The sequence below is a fragment of the Burkholderia sp. BCC1047 genome (assembly GCF_902833155.1).
Taxonomy (GTDB): Bacteria; Pseudomonadota; Gammaproteobacteria; order Burkholderiales; family Burkholderiaceae; genus Burkholderia; species Burkholderia sola.
Window position 1 is genome coordinate 122,872 of record NZ_CADFEH010000021.1, and the last position, 18,601, is coordinate 141,472.

Sequence of the window (18,601 nt, forward strand, 5' to 3'; positions counted from 1 at the left end):
CCGGCTGTTCCCTCGACGGGAAACAGCCGGTTCTTCAGCGTTGCGCGCCGGGGCGCGCCGCGTTCAGACGCCGCTCTTCAGCACCTTGCCGATCGCGTCCGCGACGATGCCGACGTTCGAGTCGTTCAGGCCCGCCACGCACATCCGGCCCGAGCGCAGGATGTATACGCCGTGCACCTCGCGCAGCGCGTCGACCTGCGTTTCGGTCAGGCCCGTGTACGTGAACATCCCGCGCTGCTTCACGTAGCGCGTGAGCGCTTCGCCGCTCACGTGGTCGCGCAGGCCGTCGTGGATCGACTGGCGCATCCGCGCGATGCGGCGGCACATCGCCGACAGCTCCTCTTCCCACTGCTTGCGCAGCGCCGGCGTGCCGAGCACGGCCGCGACGACCTTCGCGCCGTAGGTCTGCGGATTGCTGTAGTTTGAGCGCACGGCGCCGGCCAGCTGGCCGAGCACGCGCTCGGCCGCGGCCGCGTCCTCGCAGACGACGCTCAGGCCGCCCACGCGCTCGCCGTACAGCGAGAAGTTCTTCGAGAACGAGTTCGCGACGAGCGTCGGCACGCCGCGGCGGGCCAGCTCGCGCACCGCGAACGCGTCCGCGTCGAGGCCCGCGCCGAAGCCCTGGTACGCCATGTCGACGAACGGCAGCAGCCCGCGCGCCTCGATCACGTCGATCAGCTTCTCCCACTGGCCTTCGTCGAGATCGACGCCGGTCGGGTTATGGCAGCACGCGTGCAGCAGCACGATGCTGCGCGCCGGCAGCGCGTCGATCGCCGCGAGCATCGCGTCGAACTTCAGGCCGCCCGTGGCTTCGTCGTAGTACGGATACGTGTTCACCGTGAAGCCGGCGCGCTCGAAGATGAAGCGATGGTTTTCCCAGCTCGGATCGCTGAGCCACACCTGCGACTCCGGGAAATAGCGCTTCAGGAAATCGGCGCCGACCTTCAGCGCGCCCGAGCCGCCGAGCGTCTGCAGCGTCGCGATGCGGCCGGCCGCGCGGGCCGGGTGATCCGCACCGAACACCAGCGCTTGCACGGCGTCGCGGTACGCGGCCAGGCCGACCATCGGCAGGTACGGCTTCGGGCCGCTGTCGCGCTGCAGCGCGGTTTCGGCTTCGCGCACGGCGCCCAGCACCGGAATCCGGCCTTCGGCGTCGAAATAGATCCCGATGCTCAGGTTGACCTTCTGGTCGCGCGGATCTTTCTGGAAGTTCTCGTTGAGCGTCAGGATCGGGTCGCCCGGGTACGCGTCGATGTGTTCGAACATGGCTTGAATCGGTCTCGTTTGAAGAATGGTCGGTCGTGGCCTGCGTCAGCGTGCGGACGCACCGTCGTGCACCGCAAAGCCGGCATTCTTCTGACGGAAGCGATACCCGATCGCGAGCACCGCGAGCCATACCGGGATCAGGTACACCGACAGACGGAGATCCGGCGTCAGGTACATCACGACGAGAATGCCGGCCATGAACGCCAGGCACAGGTAATTCGTGAAAGGATAGCCCAGACTGCGGAAGGAAGTCTGCTCCCCGGCAGCACGCTTGGCCTGGCGGAACTTCAGGTGGATCACCGTGATCATCGCCCAGTTGATGATCAGCGCCGACACGACGAGGCCCATCAGCACCTCGAACGCCTTGCCCGGCATGAAGTAGTTGACCAGCACGCACACGCCGGTCGCGAGCGCCGATGCGCCGAGCGCGGCGAGCGGGATGCCGCGCTTGTTGACCGAGCACAGCACCTTCGGCGCGTTGCCCTGTTGCGCGAGGCCGAACAGCATCCGGCTGTTGCTGTACACGCCGCTGTTGTAGACCGACAGCGCGGCCGTCAGCACGACGACGTTCAGCACGTTCGCGACCAGGTTGCTGCTCAGCGCGTGGAAGATCAGCACGAACGGGCTGCCGCCGGTGACGACCTTCTGCCACGGATACAGCGACAGCAGCACGGCCAGCGCGCCGATGTAGAAAATCAGGATGCGGTAGATGACCTGGTTGGTCGCGCGCGGAATGCTGCGCTTCGGATCGTCGGCTTCGGCCGCGGTGATGCCGATCAACTCCAGCCCGCCGAACGAGAACATGATCGCGGCCATCGACATCACGAGCCCCGACACGCCGTTCGGGAAGAAGCCGCCGTGCTGCCACAGGTTCGCGATGCTTGCTTCCGGCCCGGCGTGGCCGCTCACGAGCAGCCAGCCGCCGAAGCCGATCATCCCGACGATCGCGGCGACCTTGATGATCGAGAACCAGAATTCCGTCTCGCCGTACGACTTCACGCTGGCCAGGTTCAGCAGGTTGATCGCGACGAAGAACACCAGCGCCGACACCCAGGTCGGCACGCCGGGCCACCAGTACTGCACGTAGATCCCTACGGCCGACAGCTCGGCCATGCTGACGAGGATGTACAGCACCCAGTAATTCCAGCCGGACAGGAAGCCGGTGAAGTGGCCGACGTATTTGTTCGCGAAGTAGCTGAACGAGCCGGCGACGGGCTCGTCGACGACCATCTCGCCGAGCTGGCGCATGATGAAGAACGCGACGATGCCGGCCACCGCATAGCCCAGCAGCACAGACGGGCCGGCCATCTTGATCGTCTGCGCGATGCCGAGGAACAGCCCCGTGCCGAGCGCGCCGCCGAGCGCGATCAGCTGGATGTGCCGGTTCTTCAGCCCGCGCTTCAGGCCGTCGCTCTCGTTTCCAGAAACCATGTCTTCTCCATTCTGCCCGCCTCCGCCGGAAGCGGTGCGGCGCGCCTCGGTGTGCCGGGCGCTGTTTTGCTGTGCCGGCGGCCGTTCGTGGGGGCGCCGGGTTGGGGACTGCAATTTTCGCGTGCGGCGGCAACCGATTCGCGTCGGCGCGCCGGTCAGACTGGCTGCCGAGTCGCCCGCTCACGCCGCACTGCTGCGGCCGCACACGAAAATCCGGCGTCAGTTTAGCGTCGCGACCGCGAAATCGGGTTGCGTAACCCGCTCATGCAAACCCTACATTATGAGATAAGATTGCATCCGGGAGACGAATGAGGAAACAAAAATGCCTGACCCGGTTCTCGATCGTATCGATCGTCAGTTGCTGTCGGTGCTGCAGGAGAACGGCCGCGCGTCGAACCTCGATCTGGCGAAGGCCGTGGGACTGTCGCCCGCGCAGACGCTGCGACGTCACCGCCGGCTGGAGGAAATCGGCGCGATCCGGCGTTACGAAACCCGGCTCTGCCCCGATACGCTCGGCTTCGGCGTCACCGCGTTCGTGCACGTGACGATGGAGCGCGGGCATATCCGCGATTTGTCGAAATTCCAGAAACTCGTGTCGGATCTCGCGCAGATCCAGGAATGTTTCTCGGTGACGGGCGACATCGACTATGTGCTGAAAGTCGTCGCGCACGATCTGAAGGGGCTGTCGCGATTCCTGCTCGAGACGCTGATGCGTATTCCCGGCGTGAGCGGCGTGCATTCGAGCGTGTGCCTCGACGAGATCAAGTGTACGAGTGCGATGCCGGTGGAGAGCTGATCCGCCCGACGCGCATCAGGCTGACGCGCTCACCGCACCACCTCGAACGCACTGATCAACAACGCCCCGCAAGCGATCACCAGACGCCCTGCCGCCCGACGCGGCGTCAGCCGCTCGCCGAGATACACGCGCGCAATCAGCGCCGCGAATACCACGCTCGTTTCCCGCAGCGCCGACACCGGGCCCATCGGCGCGCGATCCATCGCCCAGATCACGATGCCGTACGCGAGCGCCGCGAACACGCCGCCGCAGGCGGCCTTCGCCGTCTCGCCAACCTCCTGCGTCAACCGCAACGGCCCCGCCCGCAGCCGGTAGTACGCGGCCATCATCGCGCCCGTCAGCACGAACATCCACGCGGTATAGCCGACCGTGCTGCCGCTCTCGCGCACACCGATCCCGTCCACCACGCTATACGCCGCGATCGACACGCCGGTCGCGAACGCGATCGGCAGCACCTGCGTCATCCGGTGTTTCGCGCCGCGTCCGCGCTCCAGCCCGATCGCCATGATGCCCGCGCAGATCAGCACGAGCCCGCCTTGCGCGCCGAGGTTCAGGCGCTCGCCCGCGAACGCCGCCGCGCCGAGCGTGACGAGCAGCGGCGCCGTGCCGCGCGCGACCGGGTACGCGACGCTCAGGTCGCCGTGCTCGTACGCACGGACGAGCAGCAGCGTATAGACGACGTGGATCACGGCCGACGCGACGACGCAGAGCCAGCTCGCCGGCGCGATCGGCGCGGCAGTCGGCAGGAACAGCAGCGCGAACAGCCCGATCGCGATCTGCAGCACCGTGGCCGAGCGCAGCCGGTCGCCGCTGCTGCGCACCAGCGCATTCCATGACGCATGCAGGAATGCCGCGCACAGAACGGAAAACAGAACGGGGATCGGCACGCTGAAACCTCGCTGACGGGTCGGAGGCCGCGCGGTGCGCGGCCGGCGTCCATCGTAGGAATGCGTCACCGGATTGTCAAAAAAGCGACGCACGGCGCGCCGTCAACGATCCGGCCGCCGGCTCTCCATCGCCCGCCCGCACCGCTTGCGCCGCAAGCAGCCGCCAAGCCGCGACATGTGACGCGGAGATTGCAGGCGGCCGCCCCTTTCCGTTCTCTTTCGCCTCGCGCCGCACCGTAATGAAACCGATACCGGAGCGCAACCGTCGCGAAAACACTCCGTCCCCATATTTTCATACGCGGCTGTTCCAATGCGCGTGCTCCCTCACGAGCCCTGCGCCGAACCGACACGGCGACGGGGCCGTTCTCCACCATCGAAGACCTTACCCTGGAGTTTCCCGATGTTCCGTCAAGCCTTGCTCGTCACCGCCTGCGCCGCCGCAGCGCTGGCGCTGTTCGCCTGTGGCGGCAGCGACGATTCCACGCCGACGGCCGCCGTGTCGTCGCGGGATGCGCTGCAGACCGCCACGCCGATCAAGCACGTCGTCGTGATCTACGGCGAAAACATCTCGTTCGACCACTACTTCGGCACCTATCCGAACGCGACGAACCCGTCGGGCGAACCGGCGTTCACCGCGAAGTCCGGCACGCCGACGTCCAACGGCCTGACGGGCACGCTGCTCACCGCGAACCCGAACTTCACGAACACGGCCAACGGCACCGACGCGGCGAACCCGTTCCGTCTCGACCGCACGCAGGCCGCGACCGCCGACCAGAACCACGCGTACACGGCCGAACAGCAGGCCGAGGACAACGGTCTTGCGGATCTATTCCCGAAATACACCGGCAAGGGCTCGTCCGGCGGCGCCGGCGCATTCGGCACGAAGGGCCAGGTGATGGGTTACTTCGACGGCAACACGGTGACCGCGCTGTGGAACTACGCACAGCGCTTCGCGATGAGCGACAACACGTTCACGACGGTCTACGGCCCGTCGACGCCGGGCGCGCTGAACGTCGTCGCGGGACAGACCAACGGGATGCAGATCGTCAAGACGTCGAAGCAGCCGTCGACGCTCGCCGCGACCTCGTACTACATCAATGACGGCCAGGGCGGCCTCACGATGATCAACGACGTCGACCCGGGCTTCGACGTGTGTTCGAGCACGACCGACCAGGCGATGATGACCGGCAAGAACATCGGCGACCTGCTGAACGCCGCGAAGATCACGTGGGGCGGCTTCATGGGCGGCTTCAACCTGTCGACGACGAACGGCAACGGCACGACGGGCTGCGCGCGCAGCACGGTCGCGACCGCCGTGAATGCCGCGACGGCCGACTACATCCCGCACCACAACTGGTTCCAGTACTACGCGTCGACCGCGAACCCGCAACACACGCGCCCGAGTTCGATTGCGGCGATCGGCTCGAGCGTCGAGACCGACGGCAAGACGGCCGAGCCGGCGAACCACCAGTACGACACGGACGACTTCTTCGCCGCCGTGAAGGCCGGCAACTTCCCGTCGGTCAGCTACCTGAAGGCGCCGGCCGCGCAGGACGGGCACGCGGGCTACTCGGATCCGCTCGACGAGCAGGCGTTCGTGACGAAGGTCGTCAACTTCCTGCAGCAGCAGCCGGACTGGCAGAACACGGCCGTGATCGTCACCTATGACGACTCGGACGGCTGGTACGACCACGTGCACACGCCGCCGACGCACGCGTCGTCGGACCCGGTCGACCAGCTCAACGGCGCCGGCAAGTGCGGCACGGGCGGCACCACCGGCGTGAACGGCGCGACCGTGAACGGCCGCTGCGGCCCGGGCGTACGCATTCCGCTCGTCGTGATCTCGCCGTACGCAAAGCAGAACTACGTCGATCACACGATGCTCGACCAGGCGTCCGTCGTGCGCTTCATCGAGGACAACTGGCTCGGCGGCCAGCGTATCGGCGGCGGTTCGTTCGATGCGACGGCCGGCGACCTGCGCAACCTGTTCGACTTCACGTCGAAGCCGAACACGACGCCGCTGTATCTCGACCCGACGCTCGGCACCGCATTGAGCGCGGCCCCGGCGATCTGACCGTCACGGCCTGACCGCATGGCCGGCGCATCACGCGCCGGCCGTTTCCATTTCAACGCGTCGCTTCGTGCGACGCCCGTTTTTTCGACCGACAGCATGACAGCTCGCCCCGCGTTTCCGTCTCCCGATGCCGCCGGCACGCCCGCGCCGCGCGCCCCTTCCCGCCTGCTGCGCCGCGCGGCGTTCGCGCTCGGCGCGGCCGTGCTCGGTTATGGCGCGTTCGCCGTCGCGTTTCCCGCGCGGGTGCCGACGGCGATCGGCACCGTGGTCGCCGACTGGACCGGCGCGAACCCGCATCCGGTCGTGCTGCAGCGGCCCGCCGCGCAGCCGCTGTCGGCGGTCGCGCAGCTCGGGCGCGCGTTGTTCAACGATCCGTCGCTGTCGGCGTCGGGCAAGCAGTCGTGCGCGTCGTGCCACAGCCCCGACCACGCGTACGGCCCGCCGAATGCGCTCGACGTGCAGCCGGGCGGCCTCGCGATGACGCAGCAGGGCTATCGTCCGCCGCCGTCGCTGATGTACCTGTACCGCCAGCCGAACTTCAGCATCGGCCCCGATGCCGGCGAGAACGACGCGGCGCCCAGCGTCGCGCAGCAGGCGACGGCGGCGGCCGGCGTCGTCAAGGCGCAGAAGGTGGCCGGCACGTCGGCCGCGCCGCAGCTCGTGCCGCAGGGCGGGATGTTCTGGGACGGCCGCGCCGATACATTGCAGCAGCAGGCGTTCGGCCCGCTGTTGAATCCGGTCGAGATGGCGAACGCGAGCGTCGACGATGTCGCCCGCAAGCTCGCGCAGTCGTCGCATCGCGCGCAGTTCGAGCAGTTGTTCGGGCCTCGCGTGTTCTCCACCCCGCAGCTCGCGGTGTCGGAGGCGATGTTCGCGATCGCGCGCTATCAGGTCGAGGATCCATCGTTTCATCCGTACGACAGCAAGTACGACCGCTGGCTCGAAGGCCGCGCACGCCTCACGCAGGCCGAACTGCGCGGGCTGCGCCTGTTCAACGATCCGGACAAGGCGAATTGCGCGGGCTGCCACCTGTCGAAACCCGGCAAGGACGGGCTGCCGCCGATGTTTACCGATTACCAGTACGAGGCGCTCGGCGCGCCGCGCAACCGGGCGCTCGCGCAGAACCGCAACCCGGCGTTCTACGATCTCGGCGTGTGCGGGCCGTTCCGCGACGACCTGAAGGACCAGACGCAGTATTGCGGGATGTTCCTGACGCCGACGCTGCGCAATTCGGCGACGCGCCACGTGTTCTTCCACAACGGCGTGTTCCACACGCTCGATCAGGTGATGGCGTTCTACAACGAGCGCAGCATTTCGCCGCAGAAGTTCTATGCGCGCGGTGCGGACGGCAAGGTCGACGAATACGACGACATTCCGCCGAAATATCGCGCGAACGTCGACGTGACGGACGCGCCGTTCGATCGCAAGCCGGGCGACAAGCCTGCGATGACCGCGCAGGACATCAAGGATATCGAAGCGTTTCTCGGCACGCTGACGGACGTGCCCGCGCAGCACTGAGCGCCGGCCGCGCGCCGCGCCGCATCAGCAGCGCGCGCGGATGCACAGGAAGGCCGGCGCCAGCGACAGCTCCGCATGAAGCCGTTCGGATACGGCTTTCATCTCCGGCAGCGGCGTCGGTTCGACGAAGCGGTCGAGCCGCCAGCCGCCGTCGGCGACCGCGTTCAGGATGTCGGCGAGCGGCCGCCGCCACGCTTCGACGTAGGGCCTCGGTTCGCCGAACCCCGACCAGTGAAAACCGAAGCGCGACGTGTCGAAGTACGTGCCGTCGCCGCGCGTGCGTTCGTCCATCCAGTCGCGCATCGGATGCGCCATCGAGAACACGAGCGTTCCTCCCCGACGCGCGACGCGCCGGAATTCGCGCAGCGTCGGCGCGAGATCGCGCACGTAGTCGAGCGCGAGCGAGCACAGCACCTTGTCGACCGACGCGTCGGGCAGCCACGCGAGCGGCGCTTCGAGATCGCCTTCCCTGACGTCGACCGGCAGGCCCGCGCAGCGCGTTCTTGCGAGCGCAACCATCTCCGGCGTCACGTCGAACGCATGCACGGTCGCGCCGTGACCGGCGAGATGCGCGCTGCCGATGCCGGGCCCGCAACCGGCGTCGAGCACCGTGAGGCCGTCGACGTCGCCGATTAGCGCCATCGTTGCCGGTCGCTCGTAGAGCGCGTTGTGCGCCTTCGTCGGCGCGATATCCGCATAGCGTTGCGCGAAGCTCGCGTACGCGCGGCGGCCGGGTGATTCGTTCGGTTCGGTCATGCGGCATCCGTCGGTCGACACTGGGCAGGCCGATTCTGCCCGATCGGACGACGAATGGCGACTGCCGTCACACCTGCGTCAGGACAGGCTGTCGAGCAAGCGATACCACGCGACGCCGGCCGCGATATAGAAGCGCTGCAGCCCGTGCAACGGGATCGGCCGGATCGGCGTGACCCGGAACGGCAGCGGCAGTTGCGCATCGCCCGATAGATGCGCGGCCAGATGCTTGCCGAGCGTCGTCGCCATCGCGATGCCGCGGCCGTTGTAGCCGAGCGCGATCGTCACGCCCGGCGCGGGCTCGTGCACGTGCGGCAGGAAATCCGCGGTGATCGCGACGCGCCCCGCCCAACGGTATTCGAACCGGATGCCCTTCAATTGCGGATACAACAGCGTCGTCGCGCGTTCGAGATGACGCCAGTCGCTCGGCGCGCGCGGGTCGGCGAACGGGCCGCGGCCGCCCATCAACAGGCGCCCGGCCGCGTCGCGGCGGAAGTACAGCAGCAGACGCCGCGCATCCGATGCGACCTCGCCGCCGGCAAGGATGTCGCGACCGAGCGCCGGCGCGAGCGGTTCCGTCGCGACGATGAAGCTGTTCGCGGCGATCACCGACTGACGCAAGCCGGGCCACAGCCCGTCCGTGTAGCCGTTGGTCGCGATCACGACGCGCTCGGCCGACAGCGTCGCGCCGCCGGACGTCGCGATCCGCCAGCGGCCGTCGGCGCGCGTCAGCCCGACGGCGCGGGTCAAGCCGTGCACGACCGCCCCGCTCGCCTGCACGGCGCGCACGAGGCCGCGCGTATAGCTGAGCGGCTGCACGCTGCCCGCGCGGCGATCGATCCAGCCGCCCGCATACGCCGGCGTGCCGAGCCGCCGCGCGACGTCGTCGCGGCCAAGCACGTCGACCGGCGCGCCGCGCGCGGCCCACTGCTGCGCACGGCGCGCGACCGTGTCGAGCATCGCGGCGGTCGGCGCCGGCTGGATCCAGCCGTGGCGACGCGCATCGCAGTCGATTCCGTGCCGCGCGATCAGGTCGAACACGGTATCGGCCGCGCCGCCGACGATGCCGGCAAGTTGCTCGCCGGTCTCGTCGCCGAATCGGCGGACCAGTTCGTCCGGGTCGTATTTCAGCCCGGGAATCACCTGCCCGCCGTTACGGCCCGATGCGCCCCAGCCCGGCTGCGCGCCGTCGATCACGCGGACGTTCACGCCGCGTTCGGCCAGGTGAAGTGCGGTCGACAGGCCCGTGAAGCCGGCGCCGACGATCGCCACGTCGCACGACACGGACGCGTCGAGGGCGGGCGTATCGGCCGCCGGCGCGGCAGTCGCCGCCCACAGCGAATCGGGCCACGGCGAGTCGGGCCATCCGGGTGCCGCGTGCGTTGCGCTCATGTTCGATCCGGGTGGTCGGCGCCGTCCGACGCCAGCAGGCGGCGCAGGAATTCCTGCGTGCGGGGATGGGTCGGCTGCGTGAGCACGTCGCGCGCCGGCCCGCTTTCGCAGATGGTGCCGTCGTGCAGGAAGCACACGCGATCGGCCACCTCGCGGGCGAATGCCATTTCGTGCGTGACGACCACCATGGTCATCCCGTCGCGCGCGAGCCCGCGCATCACGCCGAGCACTTCGCCGACGAGTTCGGGATCGAGCGCCGACGTCGGCTCGTCGAACAGGATCGCCTGCGGCTCCATTGCAAGCGCGCGTGCGATCGCGACGCGCTGCTGCTGTCCGCCCGACAGTTCCGACGGATACGCATTCATCCGGTGCGAGAGCCCGACCTTGTCGAGGAGCGCGCGGGCCTGCTCGCGTGCTTGCGCGGCCGGCATGCGCCGCACATGCACCGGCCCTTCCATCACGTTCTCGAGCGCCGTGCGGTGCGCGAACAGGTTGAAACGCTGGAACACCATGCCGACCCGCATCCGCAGTTCGTGGATCCGTTTCGAATGCGCGTCGACCTTCACGCCGTCGATCGTGATCGACCCTTCGTCGTACGTCTCGAAGCCGTTGATACAGCGCAGCACGGTCGACTTGCCGGAACCGGACGGCCCGATCAGGCACACGACTTCGCCCGCCTGCACGTCGAGGCTCACGCCCTTCAGCACCGCGTGCTGCTGAAACCGCTTATGTATCGAATCGATCCGGATCATGCGCCCCTCCTCAGTGCGAGCCGCTTGCCGAGCCGGTTCACGCCGAACATCAGCGGCAGGCCGAGCGCGAGATACAGCAGCGCGACGAGTGTGTAGACGCTCATGTTCTGGAACGTCGACGACGCGATCAACTGGCCGGCGCGCGTGATTTCCGCGACCGTGATCGTCGACGCGACCGACGAATCCTTCAGCAGCATCACCAGCGTGTTGCCGTACGGCGGCAACGCGATGCGGAACGCCTGCGGCAGCACCACGCGTCGCATGATCATCGGGCCGCGCATGCCGATCGCGTGCGCGGCTTCGATCTGGCCGCGGTCGATCGCCTCGATGCCCGCGCGGAAGTTCTCGGCCTGATACGCCGAATACGCGATGCCGAGGCCGAGCACGCCGGCCTGGAACGCCGACAGTTGTATGCCGAGATCAGGTAGCACGAAGTACATGTAGAACAGCTGCACGATGATCGGCAGCCCGCGGATCACGTTGACGATCGTGCTGCCGGCGGTCGACACGGCACGATTGCGCGACACCTTCAGCAGCGCGAGGATCAGTCCGAGCACCGAGCTGAGCACGAATGCGCAAGCGGTGATCTCGATCGTGACCACCGCGCCCTTCAGCAGGATCGGCAGGAAATCGATCGCGTTCTGAAAAAACATGAGATCTCCTATGCGGCAGCCGGACGGGCCACCGCTGGGGATGCCCGCGACGCGCGGGCGATGCCGGTCGGGAATCGAGCGACGACGCTCAGCTCATGTGCCACTTCTGCAGGATCTGCTGCAGCGTGCCGTCGGTCTTCATCTTGCGGATCGCGCCGTTGAGCTGTTCGAGCGTCGCGGTGTCGCCCTTGCGCACGATGAAGCACACCTGCCCCTTCACGACGCTCTGGTATTCGGGCACGAGCCGCACCTGCCGATTGACGCCGTGCTCGATCTGGTACGCGACGATCGGCTGGTCGGCGAAGCCGGCCTTGATGCGCCCGAGCGCGACGTCGCGCATGATGTCGGCGATCGAATCGTAGGTCCGGACTTCCTTGAAGATGCCCTTCTTGTTGAGCGCATCGACGAACGCCGTGCCGACCTGCGCGCCGACCACCTGGTCCTTGAAATCGTCCATCGACGTATAGCGGCCCGGATCGTCGGCCTTCACGATCAGGCCTTCGCCGAACGAGTAGACGGTGTCGGAGAAATCGACGACCTGCTGGCGCGCGGGCGTCTTCAGCATCGCGGCCGAAATGATGTCGATCTTCTGCGTGGTGAGCGACGGGATCAGCGCGGAAAACACGGTCTGCTGCACGTCGACGCGAAACCCGGCCGACTTCCCGGCCGCGGTGATCGCATCGACCATCATCCCCTGGATCGAATTGCTCTTGACGTCGAGAAACGTGAACGGCACGCCGGTGGCCGTCGCGCCGACCTTCAGCGTCGGCTCGGCGGCAACGGCGCCCGCCGATGCCGTGGAGAGTGCGATACAGGTGGCAAAACCGGCGGCCAGCGCGCCGAACCGCTTGATGAACGGAACCATGGTGACTCCTTCTCGAATAATCCGGGCGCCGGCCGGTCGCTGATCGACACTGCGACGATGGCTTGATCTTAAAACGAATCAAAAACATCGCAAATAGATTTTTGTGTATCGATATTCGATACGCTATGATGCGATATCGAATCGATTCCGCCCTTCGCCATGGATACGTCACCCGACCAAGCAAACGATCTGCTGTTCAACCAGTCGCTGGAAAAAGGATTGAACGTGCTGCGCGCGTTCAGCGCGAAGCGGCGCACGATGACGCTGGCGGAAGTGGCCGACGCGGCGGGGATGACGAAAAGCTCCGCGCAGCGGATGGTCTATACGCTCGAGAAGCTCGGCTACATCCGCAAGCATCCGGTCACGCGGCGCTACCAGCTCACGCCGCACGTGATGCGGATCGGCTTCAACTATCTGGCGGCCGATACGTTGATCGACGTCGCGAATCCGTTCCTGTCCGAGCTCACGAACCTGACCGGCGAAACCACCAACCTCACCGAGCCGGACGAGGATGAAATGGTGTACGTCGCGCGCTTCGTGTCGACCAAGTTCGTGCCGATCCACATGCCGATCGGCAGCCGTATCCCGATGTACTGCACCGGCTCCGGGCGCGCGTTCCTGAGCGCGTTGCCGCCGGACGATGCGCGTGTGCGGCTCGACGGCATGGCGCGCACGCCGCATACGCCGCGCACGGTCACGGCGCTCGACGATCTCGTCGCGCTGCTCGACAGCGCACGGCGCGAAGGTTATGCGACCAACCAGGAAGAACTGTTCATCGGCGACATGTCGATCGCGGCGCCGGTGCTCGGCAGCCAGGGGCAGCCGGTCGCGGCCGTGCACGTGGTCGCGCCGACGAGCCGCTGGACGTTCGACGACGCGCGTCGCAAGCTCGCGCCGGCGGTGATCGACTGCGCGCGCGGGATCAGCAATTCGATTCGGACGCTTGAATAGCGGCGGCGAAATGGCATGCGGCGCGGCGTTGCATCGCGCAACGACGTTCGATCGCTACTGCGGCTTCGGCGGATGCTCGTCCCGGTAGGTACGGTTCGGGCGCGATACGAGTTGCTTCGCCGCAGCGTCCAGTGCCTTGCCGTGATACAGATCGATGCACTTCAGGAAGTCGAACTTCACATCCCTAACTTCAGATTCGACAACCGGATTTCGATAGTCACGGGCCAGATACTTCGCGACCAGCGCGTGAATGACGTCCGGCGCACGTTCCATGTCGTAGTAGGTCCAGTCGCGCAAAGCGCCGATGCTGCTGCCGATGTCCTTGCTCGCGCCGGGCGCCTGCTTGTATGCGGTAGCCAGGCACTCCGCGAGCACCATGTCCTTGAAGGTCTGGCGGTAAGTTCGTGAGCCGGCCTCCGGCGAGGTTTGTGCGACGTCCTTCGCCACGACCATCGCCGGTTGAAACGCGATGCACGCCAACGCGGCAGCGATCCAGATTCGCCTCATGACAGGCTCCAAAATTTGCGCGATCGGTACGATACCGCGCACCCGGTGCGTTGAAGTAACTTGGCCGCGCCCCTGGATAGTCGCCTCCATCGCCATCCGCAGCCGTGCCTCGATGATCGTCCAACCCCGACGCGGAAAAGTATTGCCGACTGTCGCCGACAGCCTCTTCGTCCATCCACCCCCTGGTTTTCCCCGATCCTGTTCGCCTTGACTCGGCTCCGCCGATCGACAAAACTTCGCACATCGCCAGTGTGATCACAGATCGCAGATCAAACCCAGGAGCCCCGCCTTGCCGCCCCGTATCGTCCCGCCCGCACTGAAAGCCATCGAACAGGAAACGATGGCCGACAAGGTCTACCAGCAACTGCGCGAAGCACTGATGAGCGGCCGCTTCGCGCCCGGCCAGGCGCTGAGCCTGCGCAGCGTGGCCGAGGCGGTCGGCTCGTCGACGATGCCCGTGCGTGCCGCGCTCACGCGGCTGCGCGCCGAACGCGCGCTGGTAGACGGCCCGAATCGCGCGCTCGTCGTCCCGCCGATGACGCTCGACATGCTCGACGAACTGCGCGACGTGCGGATCGCGCTCGAAGGCTGCATCGCCGAGCGCGCGTGCGAGCGGATGACCGACGCGCAGATCGCGGCCGTGCGCAAGACCTGCGAGACGATGCAGGCACACGTCGAGGCCGGCCGCTCGCGCGCCTACCTGCAAAGCAATTTCGCGTTCCACAGCGCGATCTACGCGCACGGCGCGAGCGAAAACACGCTCGCGATCGTCGAGAACCTGTGGATGCGCGTCGGCCCGTTCCTCAACATGGTCGCGCTCGACATCCCGCACATGCGGCGCTCGATGGATGCGCACCGCGCGATCGTCGATGCGCTTGAACGGCGCGACGGCGCGGGCGTGCGGGCCGGCATCGCACTCGACATCGGCGGCGCCGCGCACGATCTCGCCGAGACGCTGCGGGCCGAACAGACGCCGCGGACCGTGAACGCGAAGCCGTAGCGGCCGCTTGCGACGGTCGCCCGACACGCGAGCGGCCGCAACGATATCAACGATGGAGACAACCCGGCATGACAGCTTCCGACCTGCTGAAACCCTATGACGGCCTGCGCGTCCTCGTGACGGGCGGCGCGTCGGGCATCGGTCTCGAAATCGCCGACGCGTTCGCCGAATGCGGCGCGCGCGTGCACGTGTGCGACGCGTCGCAAGCCGCGCTCGCGGCGCTCGCCGACCGGCCGCCGCGCGCCGCGGCCGGCGCGATCAGCGCGACGCTGGCCGACGTATCCGACCCGGCCGCCGTCGAGCGCGTGTTCGCCGACGTGTCGACCCGGCTCGGCGGCCTCGATGTGCTGGTCAACAACGCGGGCATCGCCGGCCCGACCGGCGGCATCGACGAAATCGACCCCGTGCAGTGGGAACAAACCGTCGCGATCAACCTGAACGCGCAATTCCAGTTCGCGCGCCGCGCGGTGCCGCTGTTGCGCGAGTCGAAACACGGCGGCGCGATCATCGCGCTGTCGTCGGTCGCCGGCCGGCTCGGCTACGCGTTCCGTACGCCGTATGCAGCGACCAAATGGGCGGTGGTCGGCCTCGTGAAAAGCCTCGCGATCGAACTGGGGCCGCTCGGCATCCGCGTGAACGTGATCCAGCCCGGCATCGTGCGCGGCCCGAGGATGCGCCGCGTGATCGACGCGCGCGCGCAGCAGCTCGGCATCGGCTACGACGAAATGGAAAAGCGCTATCTCGAGAAGATCTCGCTGCGGCGCATGACCGATCCGTCCGAAATCGCCGCGACCGCGCTGTTCCTGTGCTCGCCGGGCGGGCACGGGATCACCGGACAAGCGATCTCCGTCTGCGGCAACGTCGAAGTGCTCTGACGCGTCCTGCATCGTTCATCGAAAGGAATCCATCCGTGGCCAACGCTCGCAAAGTCATCATCACCTGTGCGCCGACCGGCGCGATCCATACGCCGTCGATGTCACCGTACCTGCCCGTGACGCCGCACGAAATCGAAACGGCCGCGGTCGCGGCCGCGCAGGCCGGCGCGGCGATCCTGCATCTGCACGCACGCAACCCGTCCGACGGCAAGCCGACGCAGGATCCGGCCGTGTTCGCCGAGTTCCTGCCGCGCATCAAGGCGCAGACCGACGCGGTGATCAACCTCACGTCGGGCGGCAGCCCGCACATGACAGTCGACGAACGGCTGCAGCCGGCGCTGCATTTCCAGCCCGAGGTCGCGTCGCTGAACATGGGCTCGATGAACTTCGGGCTGTACCCGATGCTCGAGCGCTTCCACGAGCTGAAGCATCCGTGGGAGCGCGAACATCTCGAGAAAAGCCGCGATCTCGTGTTCAAGAACACGTTCGCGGACATCGAGACGATCCTCACGCGCTGCGGCGCGAACGGCACGCGGTTCGAATTCGAGTGCTACGACATCTCGCATCTGTACAACCTCGCGCACTTCGTCGACCGCGGGCTCGCGAAGCCGCCGTTCTTCGTGCAAAGCGTGTTCGGCCTGCTCGGCGGGATCGGCGCGCATCCGGAGGACCTGATGCACATGCGCCGCACGGCCGACCGCCTGTTCGGCGGCGATTACGTGTGGTCGATCCTCGGCGCCGGGCGCAACCAGATTCCGCTCGCGACGATCGGCGCCGCGCAAGGCGCGAACGTGCGCGTCGGGCTCGAGGATTCGTTGTGGATCGCGCCCGGCAAGCTCGCGGAATCGAGCGCCGCGCAAGTCCTGAAAATGCGTCAGGTGCTCGAAGGCCTGTCGCTCGAGATCGCGACGCCGGCCGAGGCGCGCGCGATGCTCGCGCTCAAGGGCGGCGACGCGGTGAATTTCTGATCGCCGGGCCCGCCCTCAACACGAGAATCCGCAAGCGCAGTGACAAGGCGCCGGCCCGAGCCGGCCGGCGCCAGGACGCCCTTGATCGCCCCGCTCCGTTCGAGCGCCGCCGGCGCGGCTCCGTCGACTGCCCATCCGCTGCCTCGCCGCAGCGGCATTTGCCGAACGCGGCGCGCCGTGCTTGCCGTGCGCGCCGGTTCGCCCTTACCGGAGTCGTCCGCATGTCCACTCATCACGCCCAGGCCTTGTCGTCCGCCGCGACCGACGCGAACGCGTCGCTGAACCGGCTGCTGTTCCGCAAACTCATGCCGCTGCTGATCGCCGCGTATGTGATCAGCTTTCTCGACCGCACCAACATCGCGTTCGCCAAACATTCGATGGGCGTCGATCTCGGCATTTCATCGGCCGCGTACGGGCTTGGCGCGGGGCTGTTCTTTCTCACCTACGCGCTCTTCGAGATCCCGAGCAACCTGATCATGCATCGCGTCGGCGCGCGCTTCTGGATCACGCGGATCATGATCACGTGGGGCGCGCTGTCGGTCGCGATGGCGTTCGTGAGCGGCGAGACGTCGTTCTACGTGATGCGGCTGCTGCTCGGCGTGGCCGAAGCCGGCCTGTTTCCCGGCGTGATGCTGTATCTGACGTACTGGTTCGGCCGCGAGGAGCGTGCGCGTGCGACCGGCTATTTCCTGCTCGGCGTGTGCATCGCGAATATCGTCGGCGGGCCGCTGGCCGGCGCGCTGATCGAGCTCGACGGCACGCTCGGTTTCCACGGCTGGCAATGGCTGTTCGTCGTCGAAGGCATTCCGGCGATCCTGCTCGCGTTCGTCGTGTGGACGCGATTGCCGGATCGGCCGAGCGCCGCGCCGTGGCTCTCCGCGGAAACCGGCCGCGCGCTCGAGCGCAAGCTGGCCGCCGAGCAGGACGCAGGCGTCGCCGCGCACGGCGGCCATGCGTTCGGCGCCGCACTGCGCGATCCGCAGATCTGGCTCGCGATCTTCGTGTACTTCTGCCACCAGTTGACCATCTACACGGTGATCTTCTTCCTGCCGGGGATCATCGGCGCGTCGGGGCGCCTGTCGCCGGTCGCGGTCGGGTTGCTGACGTCGCTGCCCTGGCTCGCCGCCGCGCTCGGCGCAGGCACGTTGCCGCGCTTCGCACGCGAGTCGCGTCATTCGCGGCGGATGCTGTGTGCGGGGCTGGTGGTCATGGCGGCCGGGATGGTCGGCGCCGCGCATGCATCGCCGTTGGCGGGGCTGCTCTGCGTGTGCGTGGCCGCGTCGATGTTCTTCGTCGTGCAGTCGATCGTGTTCACGTTTCCGGCGTCGCGGCTCGCGGGCAGCGCGCTGGCCGGCGGGCTCGGGCTCGTGAATACCTGTGGTTTGCTCGGCGGCTTCGTCGGGCCGACCATCGTCGGCGCGATCGAACAGACGACCGGCAATGCGAAGAACGGGCTGACGCTGCTCGCGGCCGCGCTCGTCGTCGCGGCGTTCGCGAGCCTCGCGTTGCGTCACGGGCACGAGCGCGCCGACGTGCGGTCGCGCGGCTGAAAGGCAGGCGGGAATCAAGCTGGCGTGAGGCGGGCTCCGCCCCGCCCGCCTCAGGCCTCACGCCGTCAGAACAGATACATCTCAGCGACGAACACGACGCCCGAGAACAGCAGCGTCGTCACGCAATACCTCATGACGTCGCGCACGCCGAGCCCTGCGATCGCCAGCGCGGGCAGCGCCCAGAACGGCTGCGCCATGTTGGTCCATGCCTCGCCGATTCTCTTTCGGCAACGCCTGCCCCGAGGGCGTGTTCACGCCCTAGCTGTGAAGCGTCAAGAGGTTGTTTCTCGACGCAGGAAGTCTCGCCATCGGCGCAATGCCGCCGATGGCGCTATGAGCTCGATGCCAGTTGTAGTGATGCTG

17 protein-coding genes and 2 pseudogenes are annotated in these 18,601 nt (G+C 67.4%); 8 read left to right on the forward strand and 11 right to left on the reverse strand.

The genetic code is table 11. The features are described from left to right. Window positions 1–63: 63 nt before the first annotated feature. Window positions 64–1,266 (reverse strand): amino acid aminotransferase, encoded by a 1,203-nt coding sequence (locus tag HWX55_RS21735; RefSeq protein WP_175977240.1) that lies wholly within the window; start codon window positions 1,264–1,266, stop codon window positions 64–66. Between the two features lie 45 nt (window positions 1,267–1,311). Beyond that, window positions 1,312–2,697, reverse strand: a complete 1,386-nt coding sequence (locus tag HWX55_RS21740; RefSeq protein WP_175977241.1) for an amino acid permease — start codon at window positions 2,695–2,697, stop codon at window positions 1,312–1,314. Between the two features lie 322 nt (window positions 2,698–3,019). On the opposite strand from HWX55_RS21740, the gene HWX55_RS21745 reads away from it, so the two are divergent. Continuing rightward, complete coding sequence (locus tag HWX55_RS21745) at window positions 3,020–3,493, forward strand: Lrp/AsnC family transcriptional regulator (protein WP_069616529.1); 474 nt, start codon at window positions 3,020–3,022, stop codon at window positions 3,491–3,493. A 29-nt stretch (window positions 3,494–3,522) separates the two neighbouring features. Here HWX55_RS21745 and HWX55_RS21750 read toward each other — a convergent pair whose 3' ends face one another. Next, window positions 3,523–4,380: an EamA family transporter gene (locus HWX55_RS21750; RefSeq protein WP_175977242.1), complete on the reverse strand. Its 858-nt coding sequence runs from the start codon at window positions 4,378–4,380 to the stop codon at window positions 3,523–3,525. Window positions 4,381–4,780: 400 nt separating this feature from the next. Between HWX55_RS21750 and HWX55_RS21755 the strand changes: the two genes are divergently transcribed. Beyond that, on the forward strand, window positions 4,781–6,454 hold the full coding sequence (locus HWX55_RS21755; RefSeq protein WP_175977243.1) for an alkaline phosphatase family protein: 1,674 nt from the start codon (window positions 4,781–4,783) through the stop codon (window positions 6,452–6,454). 96 nt (window positions 6,455–6,550) lie between these two features. Then, window positions 6,551–7,972, forward strand: a complete 1,422-nt coding sequence (locus HWX55_RS21760; RefSeq protein WP_175977244.1) for a cytochrome c peroxidase — start codon at window positions 6,551–6,553, stop codon at window positions 7,970–7,972. 24 nt (window positions 7,973–7,996) lie between these two features. Here the strand turns inward: HWX55_RS21760 and HWX55_RS21765 are convergent, their stop codons facing one another. The 5 genes from HWX55_RS21765 to HWX55_RS21785 all read right to left on the reverse strand — a co-directional run bounded on the left by HWX55_RS21765 (window position 7,997) and on the right by HWX55_RS21785 (window position 12,387). Continuing rightward, complete coding sequence (locus tag HWX55_RS21765; RefSeq protein ID WP_175977245.1) at window positions 7,997–8,728, reverse strand: class I SAM-dependent methyltransferase; 732 nt, start codon at window positions 8,726–8,728, stop codon at window positions 7,997–7,999. A gap of 78 nt (window positions 8,729–8,806) precedes the next feature. Further along, a complete protein-coding gene (locus HWX55_RS21770) occupies window positions 8,807–10,117 on the reverse strand; it encodes an FAD-binding oxidoreductase (protein WP_175977246.1) in 1,311 nt (436 codons plus the stop codon). Further along, on the reverse strand, window positions 10,114–10,869 hold the full coding sequence (locus HWX55_RS21775) for an amino acid ABC transporter ATP-binding protein (RefSeq protein WP_175977247.1): 756 nt from the start codon (window positions 10,867–10,869) through the stop codon (window positions 10,114–10,116). Before HWX55_RS21775 ends, HWX55_RS21770 begins: the two co-directional genes overlap by 4 nt. Next, on the reverse strand, window positions 10,866–11,522 hold the full coding sequence (locus tag HWX55_RS21780) for an amino acid ABC transporter permease (protein WP_050011016.1): 657 nt from the start codon (window positions 11,520–11,522) through the stop codon (window positions 10,866–10,868). Before HWX55_RS21780 ends, HWX55_RS21775 begins: the two co-directional genes overlap by 4 nt. 88 nt (window positions 11,523–11,610) lie before the next feature. Then, window positions 11,611–12,387: an ABC transporter substrate-binding protein gene (locus tag HWX55_RS21785; RefSeq protein WP_124447713.1), complete on the reverse strand. Its 777-nt coding sequence runs from the start codon at window positions 12,385–12,387 to the stop codon at window positions 11,611–11,613. A gap of 159 nt (window positions 12,388–12,546) precedes the next feature. On the opposite strand from HWX55_RS21785, the gene HWX55_RS21790 reads away from it, so the two are divergent. Beyond that, on the forward strand, window positions 12,547–13,338 hold the full coding sequence (locus tag HWX55_RS21790; protein WP_175977248.1) for an IclR family transcriptional regulator: 792 nt from the start codon (window positions 12,547–12,549) through the stop codon (window positions 13,336–13,338). Window positions 13,339–13,392: 54 nt separating this feature from the next. Here the strand turns inward: HWX55_RS21790 and HWX55_RS21795 are convergent, their stop codons facing one another. Further along, complete coding sequence (locus HWX55_RS21795; RefSeq protein ID WP_175977257.1) at window positions 13,393–13,845, reverse strand: type VI secretion system amidase immunity protein Tai4; 453 nt, start codon at window positions 13,843–13,845, stop codon at window positions 13,393–13,395. A gap of 289 nt (window positions 13,846–14,134) precedes the next feature. On the opposite strand from HWX55_RS21795, the gene HWX55_RS21800 reads away from it, so the two are divergent. The 4 genes from HWX55_RS21800 to HWX55_RS21815 all read left to right on the forward strand — a co-directional run bounded on the left by HWX55_RS21800 (window position 14,135) and on the right by HWX55_RS21815 (window position 18,238). Then, complete coding sequence (locus HWX55_RS21800; protein ID WP_060219264.1) at window positions 14,135–14,845, forward strand: GntR family transcriptional regulator; 711 nt, start codon at window positions 14,135–14,137, stop codon at window positions 14,843–14,845. 68 nt (window positions 14,846–14,913) lie between these two features. Continuing rightward, window positions 14,914–15,720, forward strand: coding sequence for an SDR family oxidoreductase (locus HWX55_RS21805; RefSeq protein WP_175977249.1), 807 nt, complete (start codon window positions 14,914–14,916; stop codon window positions 15,718–15,720). Between the two features lie 35 nt (window positions 15,721–15,755). After that, a complete protein-coding gene (locus HWX55_RS21810) occupies window positions 15,756–16,688 on the forward strand; it encodes a 3-keto-5-aminohexanoate cleavage protein (RefSeq protein ID WP_175977250.1) in 933 nt (310 codons plus the stop codon). 221 nt (window positions 16,689–16,909) lie between these two features. Then, on the forward strand, window positions 16,910–18,238 hold the full coding sequence (locus HWX55_RS21815; RefSeq protein ID WP_175977251.1) for an MFS transporter: 1,329 nt from the start codon (window positions 16,910–16,912) through the stop codon (window positions 18,236–18,238). Window positions 18,239–18,303: 65 nt separating this feature from the next. On the opposite strand, the pseudogene HWX55_RS21820 reads toward HWX55_RS21815, so the two are convergent. After that, window positions 18,304–18,453 (reverse strand): annotated as a pseudogene (locus HWX55_RS21820) (TIGR00366 family protein); the annotation flags it as partial. A gap of 43 nt (window positions 18,454–18,496) precedes the next feature. Further along, a pseudogene (locus HWX55_RS21825) lies at window positions 18,497–18,601 on the reverse strand (IS481 family transposase); the annotation flags it as partial.